General features: G+C 49.8%; 19 protein-coding genes. 8 read left to right on the top strand and 11 right to left on the bottom strand.

Annotation, left to right across the window (positions count from 1 at the left end; translation table 11 throughout):
* Positions 1-5: 5 nt before the first annotated feature.
* The 4 genes from IC229_RS11490 to IC229_RS11475 all read right to left on the bottom strand — a co-directional run bounded on the left by IC229_RS11490 (position 6) and on the right by IC229_RS11475 (position 3,437).
* A complete protein-coding gene (locus IC229_RS11490) occupies positions 6-917 on the bottom strand; it encodes a hypothetical protein (RefSeq protein ID WP_190887104.1) in 912 nt (303 codons plus the stop codon).
* A gap of 18 nt (positions 918-935) precedes the next feature.
* Positions 936-1,970 (bottom strand): cytochrome-c peroxidase, encoded by a 1,035-nt coding sequence (locus IC229_RS11485; protein ID WP_190887103.1) that lies wholly within the window; start codon positions 1,968-1,970, stop codon positions 936-938.
* Positions 1,971-2,022: 52 nt separating this feature from the next.
* Positions 2,023-2,853: an MbnP family protein gene (locus tag IC229_RS11480; protein WP_190887102.1), complete on the bottom strand. Its 831-nt coding sequence runs from the start codon at positions 2,851-2,853 to the stop codon at positions 2,023-2,025.
* A gap of 200 nt (positions 2,854-3,053) precedes the next feature.
* Positions 3,054-3,437: a hypothetical protein gene (locus tag IC229_RS11475; RefSeq protein ID WP_190887101.1), complete on the bottom strand. Its 384-nt coding sequence runs from the start codon at positions 3,435-3,437 to the stop codon at positions 3,054-3,056.
* A gap of 395 nt (positions 3,438-3,832) precedes the next feature.
* On the opposite strand from IC229_RS11475, the gene IC229_RS11470 reads away from it, so the two are divergent.
* Positions 3,833-4,294, top strand: coding sequence for a hypothetical protein (locus IC229_RS11470; protein WP_190887100.1), 462 nt, complete (start codon positions 3,833-3,835; stop codon positions 4,292-4,294).
* 13 nt (positions 4,295-4,307) lie between these two features.
* Here the strand turns inward: IC229_RS11470 and IC229_RS11465 are convergent, their stop codons facing one another.
* From IC229_RS11465 to IC229_RS11450, 4 genes are all read right to left on the bottom strand, one after another.
* Entirely contained in the window at positions 4,308-5,219 is a 912-nt protein-coding gene (locus tag IC229_RS11465) for an NAD(P)/FAD-dependent oxidoreductase (RefSeq protein WP_190887099.1), read from the bottom strand.
* Between the two features lie 194 nt (positions 5,220-5,413).
* Entirely contained in the window at positions 5,414-5,623 is a 210-nt protein-coding gene (locus IC229_RS11460) for a cysteine-rich CWC family protein (RefSeq protein ID WP_190887098.1), read from the bottom strand.
* Positions 5,607-6,128 carry a PAS domain-containing protein gene (locus tag IC229_RS11455; protein ID WP_190887097.1) on the bottom strand — a complete coding sequence of 174 codons (522 nt, stop codon included), beginning with the start codon at positions 6,126-6,128 and terminating at the stop codon, positions 5,607-5,609. Before IC229_RS11455 ends, IC229_RS11460 begins: the two co-directional genes overlap by 17 nt.
* 142 nt (positions 6,129-6,270) lie before the next feature.
* Positions 6,271-6,513: a hypothetical protein gene (locus tag IC229_RS11450; protein ID WP_190887096.1), complete on the bottom strand. Its 243-nt coding sequence runs from the start codon at positions 6,511-6,513 to the stop codon at positions 6,271-6,273.
* A 111-nt stretch (positions 6,514-6,624) separates the two neighbouring features.
* Here IC229_RS11450 and IC229_RS11445 point away from each other — a divergent pair, with 111 nt between their 5' ends.
* The 4 genes from IC229_RS11445 to IC229_RS11430 all read left to right on the top strand — a co-directional run bounded on the left by IC229_RS11445 (position 6,625) and on the right by IC229_RS11430 (position 15,299).
* Positions 6,625-6,957, top strand: coding sequence for a DUF6660 family protein (locus IC229_RS11445; protein WP_190887095.1), 333 nt, complete (start codon positions 6,625-6,627; stop codon positions 6,955-6,957).
* Between the two features lie 105 nt (positions 6,958-7,062).
* A complete protein-coding gene (locus IC229_RS11440) occupies positions 7,063-11,484 on the top strand; it encodes a CusA/CzcA family heavy metal efflux RND transporter (protein WP_190887094.1) in 4,422 nt (1,473 codons plus the stop codon).
* A gap of 5 nt (positions 11,485-11,489) precedes the next feature.
* The gene (locus tag IC229_RS11435; RefSeq protein WP_190887093.1) at positions 11,490-12,743 is read left to right on the top strand and encodes an efflux RND transporter periplasmic adaptor subunit; all 1,254 of its coding nucleotides are present in this window, start codon (positions 11,490-11,492) and stop codon (positions 12,741-12,743) included.
* 21 nt (positions 12,744-12,764) lie between these two features.
* The gene (locus IC229_RS11430) at positions 12,765-15,299 is read left to right on the top strand and encodes a heavy metal translocating P-type ATPase (protein ID WP_190887092.1); all 2,535 of its coding nucleotides are present in this window, start codon (positions 12,765-12,767) and stop codon (positions 15,297-15,299) included.
* 9 nt (positions 15,300-15,308) lie between these two features.
* On the opposite strand, the gene IC229_RS11425 is transcribed toward IC229_RS11430, so the two are convergent.
* Complete coding sequence (locus tag IC229_RS11425) at positions 15,309-15,749, bottom strand: EVE domain-containing protein (RefSeq protein ID WP_317171557.1); 441 nt, start codon at positions 15,747-15,749, stop codon at positions 15,309-15,311.
* 136 nt (positions 15,750-15,885) lie between these two features.
* Between IC229_RS11425 and IC229_RS11420 the strand changes: the two genes are divergently transcribed.
* A complete protein-coding gene (locus IC229_RS11420) occupies positions 15,886-16,449 on the top strand; it encodes a dihydrofolate reductase family protein (protein WP_190887091.1) in 564 nt (187 codons plus the stop codon).
* A 6-nt stretch (positions 16,450-16,455) separates the two neighbouring features.
* Positions 16,456-16,752, top strand: a complete 297-nt coding sequence (locus tag IC229_RS11415) for a hypothetical protein (protein WP_190887090.1) — start codon at positions 16,456-16,458, stop codon at positions 16,750-16,752.
* A gap of 74 nt (positions 16,753-16,826) precedes the next feature.
* On the opposite strand, the gene IC229_RS11410 is transcribed toward IC229_RS11415, so the two are convergent.
* The gene (locus IC229_RS11410) at positions 16,827-17,837 is read right to left on the bottom strand and encodes an SDR family oxidoreductase (RefSeq protein WP_317171556.1); all 1,011 of its coding nucleotides are present in this window, start codon (positions 17,835-17,837) and stop codon (positions 16,827-16,829) included.
* Between the two features lie 367 nt (positions 17,838-18,204).
* Positions 18,205-19,269, bottom strand: a complete 1,065-nt coding sequence (locus IC229_RS11405) for a S66 family peptidase (RefSeq protein ID WP_190887089.1) — start codon at positions 19,267-19,269, stop codon at positions 18,205-18,207.
* A gap of 169 nt (positions 19,270-19,438) precedes the next feature.
* Between IC229_RS11405 and IC229_RS11400 the strand changes: the two genes are divergently transcribed.
* Positions 19,439-20,239 carry a 2Fe-2S iron-sulfur cluster-binding protein gene (locus IC229_RS11400; RefSeq protein ID WP_394355933.1) on the top strand — a complete coding sequence of 267 codons (801 nt, stop codon included), beginning with the start codon at positions 19,439-19,441 and terminating at the stop codon, positions 20,237-20,239.
* Positions 20,240-20,242: the final 3 nt, after the last annotated feature.

Genomic DNA, 20,242 nt, shown 5'->3' with positions numbered 1-20,242 from the left:
CGAGATTAGAATAAAAAGGTGATATGCGTAGTCAGTTGCGCGTTCGCCTGTAGTTCGCCTTCAGACAGAAACTGTGACACTGGCTTCCGATAGCTGACTCCCAGATTTAACTTGTTCAGATACAGCTCAGCCCCCAGATTCAGATACGTAGCATAACCACCCGTTTGCTTATTTACCTCGCCAGATCGAATGTCATGACCGGCCTGTTCCACAAATACGCCCGCGTTTGGCATGATGGATTTACTTCCCATACTGGCCAGATAGAAAACGGAGGCTGACGTATTAAGCCGGTTTCCAAAGCGATAACCATTGGGATTCGTCGACGTAACCCGGTACGATACATCGGCATTCATGCCCCAGTTTTTGTATCGCGCCGTATAAATCAGGTTGCCAATCCAATCGGTGCTACCCGTACCCAACTGAAAATTTGGATTCGCGACATCTGACAGACTGTTTTCATCATATCGATACCGGCCCGTTGGTAATTTAACCCCGCCACCAACCAGCAAACTATGGTTAACCGTATGCACGACCGAGTCATCCATAAACGTGTTTATCAGGTTATAATGTGCCAGCGCCGTTACGTCGCTCAAGCCACGTAGCGGAATGGTTTCACCTGTTTTGAGGATGGTTTGCCGGCTGAATTGATACGGCACAAAAGCCATTACCTGTAGCCGCTTAGCCGGGTAAAACCGCCCCCAGAGTTCAGCCGTTCGAAACTGTTCGTGGCTGCTCAGGTTCAGGCTGTTCAGGTGCGAATGGTAGGAATTGTACCGATAGCGCACGCCCATAAATCCCCGGTGGCCCTGAGGCAGAATCCCAAAGAAAGACCCCCCGTTGCTGCATCCGCACAAATCGCAGGCCTGTACAGGAATGGTCAGCAACAGAAAAAAGTAGAATAAATGATAAGTTTTCATAAGCTATGTGCTGGCAGATTATGGTTCAACAAAGCGGGTATCACGTAGAAACTGGTCATCGGTCAGGGTTTTCAGAAAGGCGATAATTTGCCGTTTCTCAGCTGCCGTCATCTCGACGCCCAACTTTCCATTTTTTTGTAGTAACGTATCGAGCGTTTCGGTAAACTGCACATTTTCAGCGTAATGGTTCAGTACAGCTTCAATCGAATAAAATCGACCATCGTGCATGTAAGGCAATGTTTTTTCGACATTTCGCAGACTCGGCACCTTAAATTTATAGCGGTCTTCACGGCGTTCGGTCACCTGAGCACGACCTAAATCATTTACAGGCGAAATCGACAACCCATTGCTCCGAAAGCTATTATCGGTGAATAATTCACCAGCGTGACATCCGGAACACTTCGCCCGAAATAGGGTTAAGCCAGTCTGTTCATCGTCGGTAAGTGTACCACCCGGCTCTTTCCGCACCCATTTATCATAGCGCGAATTTCCCGACACCAGCGTCAGCATGAATTGCGACAGCGCCTGCAAAAAGCGCGGGCCGTTGATTTCATCAGTGCCGAAAGCGTCCTTGAACATGGCTGGGTATTTAGCGCTCTTCCGCAGTTTATTGATCACGTTGGTCGATTTTTCGTCCATCTCAACCGGATTTTCAATGGGTACGATCGGCACCAGATCGAGATCGTGTACACCGCCATCCCAGAAAAACGTTGACTGCCAGGCCATATTCTGGATTGGCATCGAATTACGAGTACCCACCTGATTATCAATCCCATGACTTACGTCGTGCTGATGGTGGGTAAACGCATACGCCTGATTATGGCACTCGGCACAGGCAATAGACCCATCGCGCGAAAGCGTAGCATCAAAGAATAACGCACGGCCCAACCGCATACCAGCCGCTGTTGGACGGTTCCTATCCAGCGCATAAACCGGCTCCGGGAAATTGGCTGGTTTCTGAAATATCTGTTCTTCAGGCTGTGCGTCTGGTTCCGCTTTTTGGCAGCCCATAAGTACCGTACACAGCCCTGTCAGCCAAAAAATCAGTCGCATAACGTAGCTAGCTCTCAAACCCAGAAGCCCGAGGGCCCTATGGGCCAGGTTTTTATTGCTTATTGTTATGCACATGATCGACCTGAAACATGGTCTTGTAGTTCTCCGCCACAGGTGTAGCCACCGCCGGACTGTGCACACTATTTGTAGTAGCCAGACTCAATTTATTGGGGCCATCAAAAATTTTCAGCGCGTCGACAAACAAATGTACTTCGGGTGCAATATTGGCCCGTACGGTCGCTTTAGTCGTTAGAGGTACGGTAATCGTGCGAAGATTATTCACCGTTTTGGCAGAACCGTTCCAGCCACCCCCATAACCGCCAACATGGATGGCAAAATTCTGATTGGCATTCACCGTTTTGGGAACAGCAACCGATGTACCTTCAATTTTCAGGAAGATGTAGCCAGAATTCCATGACCAGTACATGCCATCGTCGCCATAACTGGTTGGGTCAAGTACGCCGGTACGTTCTGTAACGGGCGACACGCTTTTAAGGCTATCGACGCCAATCATAAAGCTCATTTCGGTGTAGTTGCCGGATGGTACGTCTTTTAACGTGATCAGCTTTGATTTAGCATCGGTCTGCTTCACCAGAAAGTATTGATTTGGAAACTTTTGAACCGTTCCATTTTCATTCTTGAGTGAGATATTACTCACGAAATAATTCAGGGCGGTGAGCGAAAAGGATTCGCCAGATGCATTTTTATAGGGTGTTGTTCCCAGGATCAGTTTTTGATCTCCCACACGATTTTCAAACTCAACAGTCACCGAGTTTTTTGTATCAGGATCAATTACATCCTCCTCGGTTTTTTTACACGAAACGAACGTAGCACTGGTTACCAAAGCCAGCAGGAAGATTCGAACGACAGAATTAGTTATCATGCTAAATAGAAGATTTTGACATAGGGCACAAAACATACACAGTCGACATAGCAGCGTTCATAGCCAGATTCACAGCCAGTTAACCTGTATAAGAATTGCCCGGAAATGAGTTAAAGGAAATAATAAAGAATGACAGAGTTCACGCCGATCTATTGTCGACGAACGTCATAAATGCCCAAAATGGCCTGTAGAAAAATTGACTAGGAATGAGTGATCGGTGGCTGAAAAACAGCGGAGCGTAAAACCAGATAAGGCTTGAGCAGGTAGCTAAAAGTAGTCTTTTCCCGATCGGTAATAGACGTAGCAGTAAACGTAAAGCCTAAAAAATCAGTACAGAATAATTGTACAACCGGGCTATTCTGCACGCGCTGAGTGGTTTCCTTATCCTGTTTTTCCTGCTGGGCTTTCAGGCGTTTGGCCAGGTAACATTGTCCATTGCAATGTAAATCAGGCCGGTTGCGATTCTGGCAGAGTACACGGGCAATGTAATCCCGATTGGCATGATAATACGCAATCGTTCCCCACTGGCTCACCGTTGGCAGCAACGTAGCAATAAGAAGAACGTAGAGAATTGCATTTTTCATGACCCGACAAAGGTATATCAAAATAACTATCGTTCGTTCAAACAACGTATTAATTCACGATCAATGATTTACTACTAATCTCCAGCTATTTATTATATAACTATGATCCTGTTTAAACTTTTGAAATAATCCCAAAATGAGTGTTTTTGTCATGCTGAGGAACGAATCGGACCGCCGAAGCGGCATCTTAACGGTTCTTCACTCTCAGGTTTGGAACCATTAAGATGCCGCTTCGGCGGTCCGATTCGTTCCTCAGCATGACAAAAACGGCTCACATAAAAGTTTAAACAGCTCCCATTATTTCCAGAGCAAAAACTGAGCCGTTATAACGTAGCGATTTCAAAACTTTGCAACTACGTTGCAGGGACGTATATTTACCCCAAACACCTTCACTTATGCGCTACGTTATTTTTTCCGTCCTGTTGTGTGGTCTGGCGGCTTGTTCAGGGAAATCAGATACTGACAAAGTTGTTCTGGAGGAAGCGGCCCGTTATCATAACGAAGCCACGGAAGTTCAGGAGCAACTGGAGCCGATGATCGACCGGATTGATTCGGTTAAAACACGCCTTGCCCTCAAAACTACGCCCGAAGCGAAAGCAATCACGCAATCGCTCGACAGTCTGAAAACGGCTTTTGAAACCTGGGAAGAAAATCTAGTGGAGGTTCCCGGTATGAAGCACGAACACCACGAACACGGCGAAGGGGAACATCACCACCATCATCACCACAACAATAACGACACGAAAGATATGCCTGCCGACCAGCTGCGCGACCTTCAGCGTGAATTTCTGGCCAACATCAAACTCATGCAGCAACAGACGCAGCAGGCCATGGATCGGGCAAAAGGGTTACTGTAAATGCTACGTTGATTCAGAACGCTTCTTCAATCAACTCTTTGTTAATAACCACTGCAGCCTTCAGACCATTGGTTCCGGCAACCATCACCTGCCGCATCATTGTATGTGTATCGCCAGCGGCAAAAACGCCCGGTACGCTGGTATGACCAAACCCATCGACCTGCACAAAGCCCATGTCATCGTGTAGACAACCTAGCTGCTGAGCAATCGGCGATGCCTGTCGAACAACTGCACGAACAAACAAAGCCGCCAATGGATATTGGGTTTGGTCGGCCAATAACAGGCTGCTTAGCTGGCCGTTCTGATGAATAACAGCCGAAAGCGGTGTTTGAATGATACTGATTTCATGTCGACATAGCGCGCTTGTCTGTTCTGCCGACAGGATAGATGGCCCGTTTGTAAACAGCGTGAGTTGTGGACTCCAGTGATGAATCAATCGACTGAATTCAAAACCTTCATCACCATTCGCAAGTACTCCGAGCGCCTGTCCATGTACTTCATACCCATGACAGTATGGACAATGCAAGGCGGATATTCCCCAGCATTCAGCCATCCCAGGAATTGGTAGTAATTCATCGTTGAGACCAGTAGCCAGCAACAATCGACTAGCCGAATAAGAGTCACCTGTCTCGGTTGATACCACAAAACCAGTATTGTGTTTAGCCACCGTCGTAACCGTTGCTTCGATAAATTGTACCGTCGGGTAAGCCAGCGCCTGCTCGCGGGCAATCGCGGTTAGTTCGGCGGGCGTAGTACCGTCACGAGTCAGAAAACTATGCGAATGAGGTGTCTGACGATTAGCCGGTTTCCCATTATCCACTACCAATACCCGACGTAGCGACCTACCTAATACCAATGCCGCACTCAAACCGGCATAACTGCCACCAATTATAATAACCTCAAAATCAGAGCGTAATGTAGCCATGCTTTTTGTGTATGATGTAGGATATATGAACTCCTGCCGACTGTTATCAGGGCAAGTAGTACGGCAAAATTACGGCAATTTTTCATTTTTGCAACGTTGTTGCAAAAATGAAAAGCAAAAAAAATAGGAGACTACCTGTCAGCAAGTACAAGCGAACGTATCGATTAATAAAGTCTGGGTTTTGCTATCTCGGCCTAGTTAACAAGCTGAATATGTTCAGTCTGAAGCACTTGCAGACACTCAGCGCATAAACATTCCTGATACGACGAACTCACAAACTGCCGCTGTGCTTCTGTTAGTCGAATGGCCTGACATTGGCACAGGTTAATGCTCCCTACCCGGCACTCAAACGAGCGACCACAGCGGGGGCAGGATGTGTTTTCAGGCTTAGGGATTACGTTCATCCAGTGATATTTTCTGCTCGAAAGCGATAAAATTAATAAGCTGTTTCTGGCGATTAAAAATAGGCTTGATCCTAACCTGGCACAAGTACGTTGTCTGATCTTTGCGATAGTTCAGGAGTTGTTCACGCACTGACTTTTGCTGCTTTAATGCGTCCCGAATCCGCTGACGTACCTTTGGACTGGTCAGTTCGCCCTGTAGCATCGCTGGTCGCTTACCCAGTACTTCATGCCGTCCATAGCCCGTCATTTCCTCGAATCGGGCGTTAACGTACTGAATGGTCTGATTGAGATCGGTAACCACAACCGCCCAGATGTCTTTTTCGATCTCATCCCGAACCGACTTGGTCATAGCCCATTCCTGGGTTTTAATCAGAGCCATTAAATTTGCTTTATCCGCAGACAGAACTGGCTTTTGCCAGAACTCCCAACCCGCCAGCAGTGGAGTCACAACAGAAGGTGGTTTCTGTTTAGCAAGTTGTTTGTCGTAGGGGCCACAGAAATTCATAATTGCAAAGATACATCCTTCCAACTAGGTTATCAGAAGGCTTAGTCATCAGTCTATATAAATCCAATAACTAATTTGCGAACGTTTCGGGCAGTTTATTATGTTATTTTTTATACTGTATAGTTTAGCCCACGTCGTTTTCTCAATCCAGTTTCTTTACAGTCAACCCGATAAATTTGAACCACTGATTACCATCCCGGCTAAAATCCCCGGTTTCGTACCACGTCTTTTTTACCGGGTCGAGTATAATGACGTAGCGGGTTTTACCAGCGCCGTTTGGTGCGTCGAAGCCCCATTCGAATTTATTATCGGCCACTACGTTGAAATAGGCGTCGGTTGTAAAACCTTCTTTTACGTACGACCTGAACTTGAAATTTTTCGCCACCAGATCATATTACTACGTTGAATCTGGATAATTCCCTGAAAATCACACCGTCCAGTAAGTTAATCGCTTTTTGACTACCTGTTGCATTCGTCCAATTTCTACTTTTGGTGCATGCGTCTGGTCATCTCTCTTTTTTCGGTCTGGCTCTTGCTCCTGTCAGGATTACCCTGTCCGGATGCAGAATGCCATGCGCACGAGAACAGGGCAGCCGCTACGTCCCCGTCGCATCCCGCCGACGACCATGATCATGGGCACAAAGCGCCGTGCAGCCCTTTCTGTCATTGCGCTACGTGTCTGGGCTTTTCAACGCCACAACCGTTTCGGTACTACGTTCCTATTGAACTACCCGAATCCAGTCCTGCTCGGCAGGTTTTTACGTACCTCTCCCCTAGCCATGCCGACGTAACGTCTGGTATCTGGCAGCCACCCAAACTTCGGACCTGACACCTATTTGTATTCAGGATTGAGATGTAGTATGCTTTCCAACGAAGCGTATGCTTTTTGCGCGTATACGGCATCTATTCATCACTTACTTGTTCAGATTCGATTATGCTAGATCGTATCATCCGGTTTTCCATTCAGAATAAATTACTGATTGGGCTGTTTACGCTGGCGTTACTGGTGTGGGGCGGTTACTCGCTCACGCGCCTGCCCATCGACGCCCTGCCCGACATCACCAATAATCAGGTACAGGTAATTTCTCAAAGCCCCTCATTGTCAGCCTCCGACGTAGAGCGGCTCATTAGTTTTCCCATCGAACAAACTATGGCTACGTTGTCCGACTTAGTCGAGGTACGTTCCATTTCGCGTTTCGGCCTTTCCGTCGTAACGATTGTTTTCGACGACGATGTGGATGTGTATTTCGCACGGCAGCAGGTGTTCGAACGCCTTCAGCAGGCCCGCTCACAAATACCCACCAACGCCGGTACGCCCGAACTGGCACCCGTCACAACGGGGCTTGGCGAAATCTACCAATACGTTATTCAGGCAAAACCCGGCTTCGAAAAACAGTATTCGCCGATGGAGCTGCGTTCCATTCAGGACTGGATTGTCCGGCGGCAGTTGCTGGGTACCAAGGGGGTAGCCGACGTTAGCAGTTTCGGTGGTTTTTTGAAACAGTATGAAGTCGCCGTTGATCCGTATCGACTCAGGGCGTCGGGCGTAACGATGGATGAACTCTACGCGGCTCTTGAAGCTAATAACCAGAATACCGGCGGTTCCTACATCGACCGACGCCCCAATGCCTATTTCATTCGCTCCGAAGGGCTTATCAGTACGCTTTCCGATATCGAAAAAATTGTTGTTCACCGAACCAAAAACGGCATCCCCGTACTCGTGCGCGACGTCGCGCAGGTGCAGCTTGGCCACGCGGTACGTTACGGGGCGATGTCCCGGGCTGGCGAATCACAAAAGGCAGACGGCGAAGTGGTCGGCGCGATCGTGATGATGCTCAAAGGAGCCAATTCGTCGGAAGTAATTGCCAACGTGAAAGCACGGATGGAACAGATCAAAAAATCGCTGCCCGAAGGTGTTGAAATCCACGCGTTTCTGGATCGAACCGACCTCGTTAACCGCGCCATCGGTACCGTCGAACGAAACCTGATTGAAGGGGCGCTGATTGTTATTTTCGTACTCGTGCTGCTACTGGGCAACTGGCGGGCGGGACTAGTAGTTGCAACAGTGATTCCGCTGGCGATGCTCTTTGCCGTCGCCATGATGGATTTGTTTGGTGTATCGGGCAACCTGATGAGCCTCGGCGCCATCGACTTCGGCCTGATTGTCGACGGAGCGGTGATTATTGTTGAAGCAACCTTACACCACATCGCCCTCAAAAATTATCAGCATAAGTTAACTCAGTCCGAAATGGACAACGAAGTTTACGAATCGGCTAGTCGGATTAGATCGTCGGCTGCGTTTGGCGAAATCATTATTCTGATTGTTTACCTGCCGCTTCTGGCGCTGGTGGGTATCGAAGGAAAAATGTTTCGCCCGATGGCGCAGACGGTCACCTTTGCGATTCTGGGGGCTTTTATTCTGTCGATCACGTACGTACCGATGGCGTCGGCACTTTTTCTGAGCAAAAAACCTCGTCGCGAAGGCACGAAGAACGTATCGGAACGTATCATGACGTTTTTCCATCATATTTACGACCCAGCTATCCGCTGGGCACTGGCCCACAAACGAATTGTCGTTGCTACGTCGGTCGTCCTGTTTATTGGTGCGGTATTCGTTTTCTCGCAGTTGGGCGGTGAATTTATCCCGCAACTGGATGAGGGCGATTTTGCCGTCGAAACCCGAGTAATGACTGGTTCATCGTTGTCACAATCGACCGATGCGGCACTTCGGGCCGGGCGTATACTCAAGGACAATTTCCCGGAGGTAAAAGAGGTCGTTGGTAAAACAGGAGCGAGTGAGATTCCAACCGATCCCATGCCAATCGAAGCGACTGATTTGATGGTGATTCTAAAAGATCGTTCCGAGTGGACGTCAGCAACGAATCGCGAGGAACTTGCCGACAAAATGCAGGCAAAACTGAACCAGATTCCCGGTGTGAGTTTCGGGTTTCTACAACCCATTCAGATGCGTTTCAGCGAGTTGATTTCCGGCGTCAAGCAGGACGTAGCAATTAAGCTTTTCGGCGAAGATTTAAACCTGTTGGGCGAATATGCCACCCGTATCGGACGTATTGCCGCTTCTGTGCCGGGGGCCGAAGATTTGTACGTCGAGAAAGTGTCGGGACTACCTCAAATTGTGGTTCGGTTTAACCGCGATGCGCTGGCTCATTTTGGCCTGTCGATTGAAGACGCCAACCGTTACCTTCAGGCGGCATTTGCCGGTACGTCGGCGGGCCTGGTATACGAGGGCGAACGTCGCTACGACCTGGTAATACGTCTCCGGGAACAAAGTCGCCAACGGCTGGAAGACGTTCAGAATCTGTTGATAACCACCGTCGAGGGGCAGGCGATTCCGTTGGGTCAACTGGCCGACGTTACGTTCCAGAACAGCGTCAATCAGATTCAGCGGGAAGACGCCAAACGACGTATCACAGTGGCGTTCAACGTTCGAGGCCGCGATGTGGAAAGCGTTGTAAACGAACTTCAGGAGAAGCTCGACAGCCAGCTCAAACTACCATCGGGCTACTACGTCACGTATGGCGGGCAATTCCAGAATCTGGAAGAAGCCAAAGGCCGACTCAGTATTGCTGTTCCTGTGGCACTCGGGCTGATTTTTCTGCTGTTATTTTTTACGTTCAACTCCATCCGTCAGGCCCTGCTGATTTTCTCGGCCATTCCGCTCTCGGCCATCGGCGGAGTGCTGGCGCTCTGGCTGCGGGGAATGCCGTTCAGCATTTCGGCAGGTGTGGGTTTTATTGCCCTGTTTGGCGTATCGGTGCTCAATGGCATCGTGCTCATCGGCGAGTTTAACCACCTTAAAGTCAGCACCAATCTGTCGCTACGTGACCGTATTCTTCAGGGCACCGCCACCCGATTACGACCCGTTCTGATGACAGCTTTAGTGGCGTCGCTGGGTTTTCTGCCGATGGCGTTAGCGCAAACGGCAGGGGCCGAAGTGCAGCGTCCGCTGGCGACGGTCGTTATTGGTGGCCTGCTATCTGCTACGTTGCTGACCTTGCTGGTGCTACCTTGTCTTTATTGGTGGTGGGAAAAACTGACTGACCGTCGGGATAGAAATCTTACCCAGACAACTGCTCCCGTTTCGGGGAACGTAACGATTTGGCTGATGATAGTAGGTAGTTTGATGGGCACGAAGGCCATAGCGCAGGTTTCTCAGTTAACCAATGCGTTATCGCTGGATGCAGCGTTGCAACAGGCCACCACTAACAACGTAGCGATACGTATCAACAACCTGAACATCGCCCAACAGCAAACCGGCCGCCGGGCCGCGCGCGATATTGGTGCCACGAATTTTTCCTGGATGGGCGGTCAATACAACAGCGTCAACTTCGACAATAACTTTACGCTATCGCAAAGTCTGCCTAATCCAAAGCTCATCAAGCAATTGGGACGATTGGCCGACGCGAACGTAGCGGGTAGCGAAATGCAGGCGAAAGTGACGCAGAACAACCTTCGTGCTCAGGTCAAAGCGGCTTATTACGACATGATGTATCTGGCCGAACGGCGTCGGTTGTTACGTAAGCAGGATAGCTTACTGGTCGCCTTCAAAAGCGCCACTGATTTACGATTGAAAACGGGTGAGGGGACTGCTGTTGAGGTCGCTACGGCGGCAAATCAATTGGGCGAAATCCGCAATTTACTTGCTCAAACTGAAGCCGACCAGGCTATCGTTAGTAGTCGATTGCAAACGTTAGTGAATACCAATCAACCAATACGTCCTACTGATACTACGCTAACGCGTCGGAATTTACCTACGCTAACAGATTCTGCTACGTTGGCCCAGACGCCCGAACTGGCCTTACTACGTCAGCAAACCGACGTAGCAGTCCGGCAAACGGAGGTGGAGCAGGCACGCTTGTTACCAGCTTTCTCGCTGGGATATTTCAATCAGTCGCTCATTGGTACGTATCTCGTTGGGCAGCAGGAAGTTTACTATGGCGGAGGTAAGCGATTTCAGGGCGTCGTAGCGGGCGTGTCTATTCCCCTATTTACCCGACCACAAAAAGCGCGTGTCGAAGCAGCCCGACTTGGCGAGCAGCTCAGTCAGGCCACCGTAGATCTCACCCAACGCAATCTACAGGGCGATCTGAGCGCGTTGATTCAGGAAATCCGCAAACTGCAAAGCAGCCTGACGTATTACGAGCAAACCGGTCTTCCCACGGCGCAGCTTTTAGCCGAAAAAGCCAACATTGCGTTTCGATCGGGCGAGTTGGGATACCTCCAGCTTTCGCAGGCGCTTACCCAGACGTATCAGACGCGTGCGAACTACGTCGACGTATTAGGTCAATACAATCAATCGGTCATTCGCCTGGAGCAACTGCTGGGCTTACCATGAAACTCATGAAATCAATCATTTTTCTGGTCAGCCTACTCTGGCTGACTACCGCCTGCAATCCATCGACAGAAAACGAAGGCACTGAAAAAGGCCATACAGCGCACGAACATGAAGAAGGTCCGTCGGACGTAGTGGAACTTACCGACGACCAGATACGTATCGGTGGCGTTGAATTGGGTAAGGTCGAAAACCGGAGTGTGGGCCAGCAACTGGCCGTTCATGGCAGGTTGGCGGTGCCTGCGCAGAGTCAGATAGCCATTACGGCGTTACAGGGTGGTTTTGTGCGAAAAGTACCTTTATTACCAGGTCAGCCTGTTCGGAAAGGTCAGGTATTAGCTACCATCGAAAATCCAGAACTCGTCCAATGGCAGCAGGATTTCGCTGAAAATCATAGCCGTCTAACGTATCTGGACGCTGAATACACTCGTCAGAAAGAGCTAAGTGAACAGAACGTTAGCGCGTTGAAAGTCTTTCAGCAAACGACTGCCGAACGTAACGCAACCCGCGCCCGGCTGGGTGGCCTGACCCAGCGGCTAAAACTGGTTGGCCTGTCGCCACAGTCTGCGTTGAATGGTACGTTTAGTTCCAGCTACGTCATCATGGCCCCCGCATCGGGCGTAGTGACCAACGTAGCAGTGAATGCCGGTCAGTACGTTCAGCCGAGCGATGTTATTGCCCATCTCACCAGCAATCAGGGACTTTATGCCGAGTTAACGGTTTTCGAAAAAGACCTGCCCCTGATTCGCGAAGGCCAGCGTGTCGGTATCCGACTGAGCAATGAAGGCGGTAAGGAACGTAGCGGACGTATCGCGTTCATCAATCGCGCCATCGACAATGATCGCTCGGTAAGAGTCGTCGCCAAACTCGACCAGGTTGACGCTCGACTCACGTCCAATACCTTTCTGGATGCGCATCTGGACGTAGGAGCGACTCGCGTAACGGCCTTGCCCGAAGCAGCCATTGTGTCGGCAGAAGGGAAAGAATACATTTTCATAAAAACCGATGAAGTTCCTGAACATCAAGAGCATGAGCACGAAGCCGATGAGAAACATGATCACAAGGAAGAAAAAGAAGCTGAACACGGCACAGCGTTCAAGCAGATTCCGGTTCGGCGGGGCGTAACGGAGGATGGGTACTCGCAGGTGACTTTGCCCGGACGTATCGATTGGTCGAAGGCCCAGGTGGTGGTGAAAGGTGCGTATGACGTTTTATCGCAGCTCAAAGCAGCAGGTGGTGAAGAAGAAGGGCATTCGCATTAAAAATCAATATCAACCAACGTAATGGAAAAACTACAGATAGATTTACCCGTATTGCTGCCGGATTTGCCCGATGAAAAAGATCAGTGCGTCCATCGATTGATCGACCTGCTGGAAGAGCGGGCAGGCATCGATAAAGTACATATTCGGGATGAAGATGGGCGTACTACGTCGGATCATAGCGCTCAGCTCTGCATTCACTATGATCCGCAGGTGATATCGCTCAATCGGGTGCAGACGCTGGCGCGGCAGGCGGGGGCCGACATTTCGCATCGATATGGGCACTACGTTGGCTATTTGAACGGCATCCGGCATGCTCGACATGCGCGGGTTGTGGCTGAACAGATTCGGGATTGGCAGGGCATACTCGAAGCATCGGTTTCCGCATCGGGTGCGGTCCATCTGGAATTTGATCAGTTGAAAACCAGCCTCGCTACGTTGCTGAAGCACCTGAAAGAAAACGGTACGCCTGCTCAGATGTCGGAAGGGAACGTAGCACATACGCATTCGTCGCACCAGCATCATGACCATGATCACAGTCACGAAGGACATACGCATGAACCCAGTGAAAAGCATGACCACGCAGGGCATTCGCATTCGGCAGGCGATGGGCATCACCATGAACACGGCGGCATTTTCGGGCCCAATACCGAACTCATTTTTGCCAGTCTTTGCGCCGTTTGTTTAGGCATTGGCTATGGACTTTCCTACGTAACGGGATTGCCCAGGTGGGTGAGTCTGGTTCTTTATGGATTAGCCTACTTTTTCGGGGGATTTTTCACGGCTAAAGAGGCTATCGAAACCATTCGTCGCGGCCAGTTTGAAATTGATTTTCTGATGCTGGTAGCTGCGGCAGGGGCAGGTTTTCTGGGCGAATGGGCCGAAGGAGCTTTGTTGCTCGCCTTGTTCAGTATTGGTCACGCACTCGAACATTACGCGATGGGCCGCGCCCGGAAATCCATTGCTGCCCTGGCTGATCTGAGCGCTAAAACGGCCACTGTCCGACGTAACGGAACCACCGAAGAAATCGACGTGGCGGATTTGCAGATTGGCGACGTAATCATCGTAAAACCTAATAGCAAACTAGCTGCCGATGGAGTTGTGGTGAAAGGAAGTGGCCCTGTTAATCAAGCCCCAATCACGGGGGAAAGTGTGCCCGTCGACAAGATTGCTTTAGCTGACCCGGATGCAGACGCAGCTACCGCCAAAACCGAAAATCGGGTATTTGCGGGTACAATCAACAGTACCAGTGTTCTCGAAATCCGAGTGACTAAAGCAGCTAGCGATTCGACGCTGGCCCGACTCATCAAACTGGTTAATGAAGCCGAATCCCAACAGTCACCAACGCAGCAGTTTACCGACCGTTTCGAGCGTTGGTTCGTGCCGGCCGTACTGATTTTAGTTGGTACGTTGTGTTTCGCTTTTCTGGTGATCGATGAACCGTTTTCAGCCAGTTTTTACCGCGCGATGGCCGTTCTGGTAGCCGCCAGCCCTTGTGCCTTAGCGATTTCTACACCATCGGCGGTGCTGAGTGGTGTGGCTAGAGCTGCCCGCGAGGGTGTTCTGGTAAAGGGCGGTCGGCCGCTCGAAGATTTGGGAGAACTCACCGCCGTTGCTTTCGACAAAACCGGTACGTTGACGCAAGGGAAACCAACGCTTAATCAGGTTATAACGCTCGGCGGAACGGAAGAAGAACTTCTCACGGTAGCCATCGCCGTTGAAAAATTAAGCGACCATCCGCTAGCGAACGCTATTGTGCAGGGAGCGACCGAAAAACTAGGTAAAACGTCCATTCCCGAAGCCAAAAACCTGAAAGCTCTGACGGGTCGGGGTGTACAGGCAGACGTGAACAATAAACCTGTTTTCATTGGCAACAAAGCCTTGTTTGAGGAGCAGAAAACACTCACCGACGAGGTACGTAGCAAAGCGGACGAACTGGAATCAAGTGGCCACACCACCATGATTGTGCGTCGGGGCGATACGTTTCTGGGCATTCTGGGCGTCAGGGACACCCCGCGTCCCGAAGCAAAATCAACGCTTGAAGCCCTGAAAGAGTTGGGGATTCGTCGAATGATTATGCTCACCGGCGATAATCAGCGCGTGGCTGACGCTATCGCCAAACAAGTCGGCCTGACTGACGCATTCGGCGATTTACTGCCCGAAGCCAAAGTTCAGTCGGTGCAGCTGCTACGGCAGCAGGAAGGAAAAGTGGCGATGGTCGGCGATGGCGTTAACGATGCTCCCGCGATGGCTAAAAGTACGGTCGGTATCGCTATGGGTGCCGCTGGTTCCGACGTAGCACTGGAAACCGCCGACATTGCATTGATGGGCGACAAACTGGAAAAACTGCCCTTTGCCATCGGCCTCAGCCGGGCCGCCCGACGTATCATTCGCCAGAATCTGTTCATTAGCCTCGGCATGGTCCTGATTCTAATTCCGCTGACCATTCTCGGCGTAGCCCGTATCGGTCCGGCGGTAATTGCTCACGAAGGCTCTACGTTAGTGGTGGTTTTCAACGCACTACGTCTGCTGGCATTTCGGGAGAAATCGGGAAAATGATACGTTACATTAATCCAGCATTCGCCTACGAATCCGTTCGAAATCGACTTTATTAATTTCAAAAAAGCCGAAACGGAACGTATAGCCCCAGGATTTTTTAGTCTGGATAAAACTAAGGTCGTCGATTAATGGCTGGACGGGGACTTCCCTGCTGTCATAAAACGATACGTTCCGGCGGAAGGGCACGAACGTATCGCTCATATAATGCTGGTAAATTTTATCGTCGCTGACCTGCCCAATCGCCATAAACGTCTGTAATTTCTCATCGCCCTCCAACTCCCGTTTGGGAGAATAAAAGATTACCCAATCGCCGGGTTTCATGCGTTTCAATGGGGCTTCCTTGCCGTGATTGGCCTGCATAAATCCACCCGTAACACCGCGCACTACGTGGTCTTTCGAAGCCACGACAATCCAATATTGCTGGGATTTGCTCATTCGTCGCTCAGCCACAGCTGTTTGTCTTGCAGTGGCATCTTTATAACAATTGTTTTAAGGAGAGAGTCTACATATATGCGTAACGTACCGTAGATTCCCGTCCGAATCAACAAGTACTACGTTCTAAACTAAAAAGTATCGTTTGACCATCATGAGAAAATTAAAATTGCAGGTACAGATTACATTGGATGGATTTATTGGAGGCCCGAATGGCGAAATGGATTGGCTAACCATGAACTGGGGTGAAGACGTAATGCGCTACGTTGGTAGTATCACCGAGCCGGTCGATACCATTCTGCTGGGTCGAAAATTAGCCGAAGGCTTTATACCAGCCTGGCAATCGCGGCTTGACACTCCTGAAACAGCGCCTGGTGCCGAAAAAATGGTTAATACACCCAAAATCGTTTTCTCGAAAACGCTGGAGAGCATCGAAGGCAAAAATGCTACGGTAAATAATGGCAATCTGGTGGAAGAAGTTAATGCGCTGAAAAGTCAGGATGGAGCCGATATCATTGCATACGGCGGTGCTGAATTCGTCTCATCATTAATCAAGAATAACCTCATTGACGAGTATCACCTCTTTGTCAATCCAGTGGCGCAGGGAAAAGGGTTGTCTATTTTTGGCGATATCGGCAGCAAACTGAACCTGAAACTGGTCGAAGCGAAAGCCTTTGACTGTGGCATTACCTTGCTGCATTACCAGCCAGCCTCTTAACATGTTATGCAGGAAAAACAGGCGGATCGACACTGGCAGACTATCGAAATACCAGCTGACGAATTTAACCATCGCCTTAATCAGTTGATCGAAACTCATTCACCGACGGGCGCACTGTTTTCCCGACTGGCGTTGATTCATCAGGTAGCGAAAGCGTATGCGGTTGAGGCCGTTAATCAATTAAACGTTACGTCTACAGAGATTGAAATCGAAGAGATTACTGATCCACCTTTGTACGGCTACATGCCTGATGATGGGCCTGTTATTATTCAGTTCAGACAAATAGAACGCGGATTTTTATGATGGTTATGATTTTTAATGATCTGCGTAAATCATAACCATCATAAAAATCCGCGTTCTATCTGCGGTTCTATTGCTTAAGGCTGGCCTTTACCACCAGATGCTCCATAAATTTGCCCCGTTGCGAAGCTAGCGTCGCTGGCGGCCAGTTGTACATAAATGGACGCCAGTTCCGCAGGCTGCCCAGGGCGACCCAGTGCAGAATCGCCACCAAACGTTTTTAGTTTTTCGGCCGTAGCACCACCACTGGGCTGCAACGGTGTCCAGATAGGTCCCGGTGCTACTCCGTTCACCCGGATGCCTTTGGGGCCAAGCTGTTTTGCCAGTGATTTAACATAGTTCATCGTCGCAGCTTTCGTTTGCGCGTAGTCGTACAGATTCGGCGAAGGATCGTAGGCTTGTTCAGACGTAGTGCCAATGATTACGGAACCGGGCTGCATGTGTGGCAATGCGGCTTTGATAATCCAAAACGGGGCGTAGATGTTCGTTTTCATCGTCGCGTCGAAATCCTCCGTAGTCAAATCTAGAATGGATTCGCGTTGCTGCTGCCGACCAGCGTTGTTGACCAGAATATCCAGACCACCCAGCCCTTTTACAGCCTCATCGACCAATCGTTTGCAAAACGCTTCGTCGCGAAGGTCGCCGGGAATGGCAATCGCTTTGCGTCCTTCTTTTTTAATCAAATCAATAACCTCTTTAGCATCAGGCTCTTCGGCTGGCAAATAATTAATTGCTACGTCAGCTCCTTCGCGGGCGTAGGCAATAGCCGCAGCACGACCCATGCCCGAATCGCCACCGGTAATCAGCGCTTTTCGCCCCTGCAAACGACCTGACCCTTTATAGCTTGTTTCGCCATGATCGGGGCGCGGATTCATTTTACTAGCCAAACCCGGAAAGGGTTGCATAGGCGTATTAAAGGGCGGTTTGGGATATTTTGTCGTCGGATCGACAAGGGGCGCTGCGGGTGCCGACGTAGCATTTCCAGGGTTCGAAGCAGCAAACCCAGACGTTGCCATCATAGAGGCTGCTACGCCACTTCCAATTCCGCCAATAACCTGGCGTCGGCTTAATTGATTCTCATTCATCATGTTGAGTTTTCTACGTTGAGTATAGTTAACAGACAATTTCTACAGATAAACTGTAGACTACTGGCGCTAACTAATCGTGCTACGTTAAGGTTACCATTTCTTTTATTCTGGCAGAATTTGTGAGGGTAAAGGTCTATTTAACGTGAACAACGAATTAACCAACAGTCTAACTAATTCTTACAGAACATTGCTGACGCTAAGGGCTTCGACAGGCTCAGCCTGACAGTCCATTTAAATTGGTTAACTCATGCTTACTTGTCAGGCTGAGCCTGTCGAAGCCCTTAGCGTCAGCAATATGAACTATGTTAACTTTGTCCGTACTCACGTTTTTTAAATAAACATTATCGGGTTAAGCCTGAAACGGTCATCAACCCTCACACCCGCTTTCCAGTAATTCAAATGTCTGTTTATCGGGGTCAATCCGGGCCATGCAACCGTAGGGCAGCGTAAACGTTGGTGCCGTATGACCAAAGTCCATACCGCTAATGATCGGCAATTGATCCAGCCCCTGCTCATCCCGAACCACCTGTATCAGCGCCTGATCGTATTCATCGACGTAGCGGTTATGATAAGGGCGCCCCAACAATATTCCGTTCAGTTTACTCAGAATACCCATTGCTGCGTAGTTGCGAAGAATCCAGGCTAACTGCTGTGGACGAATCAGTGGCTCCGAATTCAGGTCAAACTCTGCCATTTCTAAAAACAGAATAGCTCCATCCCAGGCCGATAACGGAGGCCAGTAATCCGTTCCTTTGAGCATTTCCAGCACTTCGACACAGCCACCCACCAAACGCCCTTCTATCTGGCTTCTCCCCTGCAAAAAACGCCAGCCTGTAGGAGATGTTAGCGGACGGATGAGTTGCTGATTCGCAGGCTCTGCCCAGTCGAAAAATGTCGATGTCCAGCCATCTTTATTGGGTTCAATAACGCCGGTGGGTTTACTAGCGAACAGCGTCCGACGCAGATCGGCAACCTGATAGGCATGCATACTACCGTTTTCAGCAAATCCGACCAGCAGCGACGTACCATAAAACGACGATAAACCAGCCCGGTAACAGGCCAGATGCGTAACGGTCGTGTCTGAAAAACCCAGAAAAATTTTAGGGTTATCTCGAATGACCGTTACGTCGAGAAACGGTAGTGTTCGAATACTATCATCACCTCCGATGATCGAGATAATTGCTTTAATCTGCGGGTCTGCAAACGCTTCCATTAAATCGTCGGCGCGTGCCTGCGGATTTCGGTACAGCCAGTCAGCCGGACGTAGTGCGTTACGTGTTTCCACGACTCGCAACCCAAACGTCTGCTCCAGCTGCGACTTTCCGACCTCATAACGATGTGGGAACGTAGCAGCCCCTCCCCACGAAAGTGATATGGTCGCTACGGTATCACCAGGTTGAAGCGATTTAGGTTTAGTCAATCCGTTGTTCATCGTCACGTCTTTAGGGCAACGTAGTGATTATGCTGATTAACAGGCTACGCGTTGAGTCGATCACTTGAAACAATAGCGCCTATTCAACGGTTAATATTCCTTACTTTTCCTTCAGAAACAACCCGTCCACTCACTTTTAACTGCAATCCAGATTCTTTCGACGTAATACATGATGGACGAACACGAATCACCTGAATTAACCGACGATGAAAAACGGCTCTTTGCCGATCTGATGCCCGAAGATCTGACCGAAATTCTGGATACAGGTATTCATCGGCGTCATTTCCTCAAACTGTTGAGTTTGGCAGGCGGGGGAATCCTGGCGGCACAATCAGCAGTAGCAGAGCAGTTACTGACCCGGCCATTGAGCGAAACAGTTCCGTCTGACCTCGCTCCGGAAAGTCTTGAAAATGCGGTGAACGTAGCATTTAAAGTGAACGGTACGTCCCGCAAACTCACCGTCGATTCACGCATGACGCTGCTTGATACGCTACGCGAACGACTCGATCTGACTGGTTCCAAAAAGGGCTGCGACCACGGCCAGTGCGGGGCCTGTACGGTGATTGTCAACGGTCATCGTGTATTATCCTGCCTGACTTTGGCCGCGAGTTGCGAAGGCAAAACCGTTCAAACGATTGAAGGACTGGCGCAGGGCAATACCGGTGCGACCGTCCGGTTACATCCTGTGCAGGAGGCTTTTCTGAAACACGACGGTTTCCAATGTGGATTTTGTACGCCCGGCCAGATTTGCTCAGCGGTGGCGGTACTGGATGAAGCGAAGAACGGCCACCTCAGCTACGTTACCGAAAACGTCCGTCAGTCAACCGGACCGGTGAAGCTTTCCAATGAAGAAATCCGGGAACGGATGTCGGGAAATATCTGCCGTTGTGGGGCGTATCCCAACATCGTAGCGGCTATTCAGGAGGTTCACAGCGGCAAGCCTGTTGAACAGGTTTTTCGGTCAGTCTAACCC

The organism is Spirosoma profusum (assembly GCF_014699005.1).
GTDB lineage: Bacteria > Bacteroidota > Bacteroidia > Cytophagales > Spirosomataceae > Spirosoma > Spirosoma profusum.
Note: the sequence above shows the minus strand (reverse complement) of the source record. Positions and strands in the feature narration are given on the sequence as shown.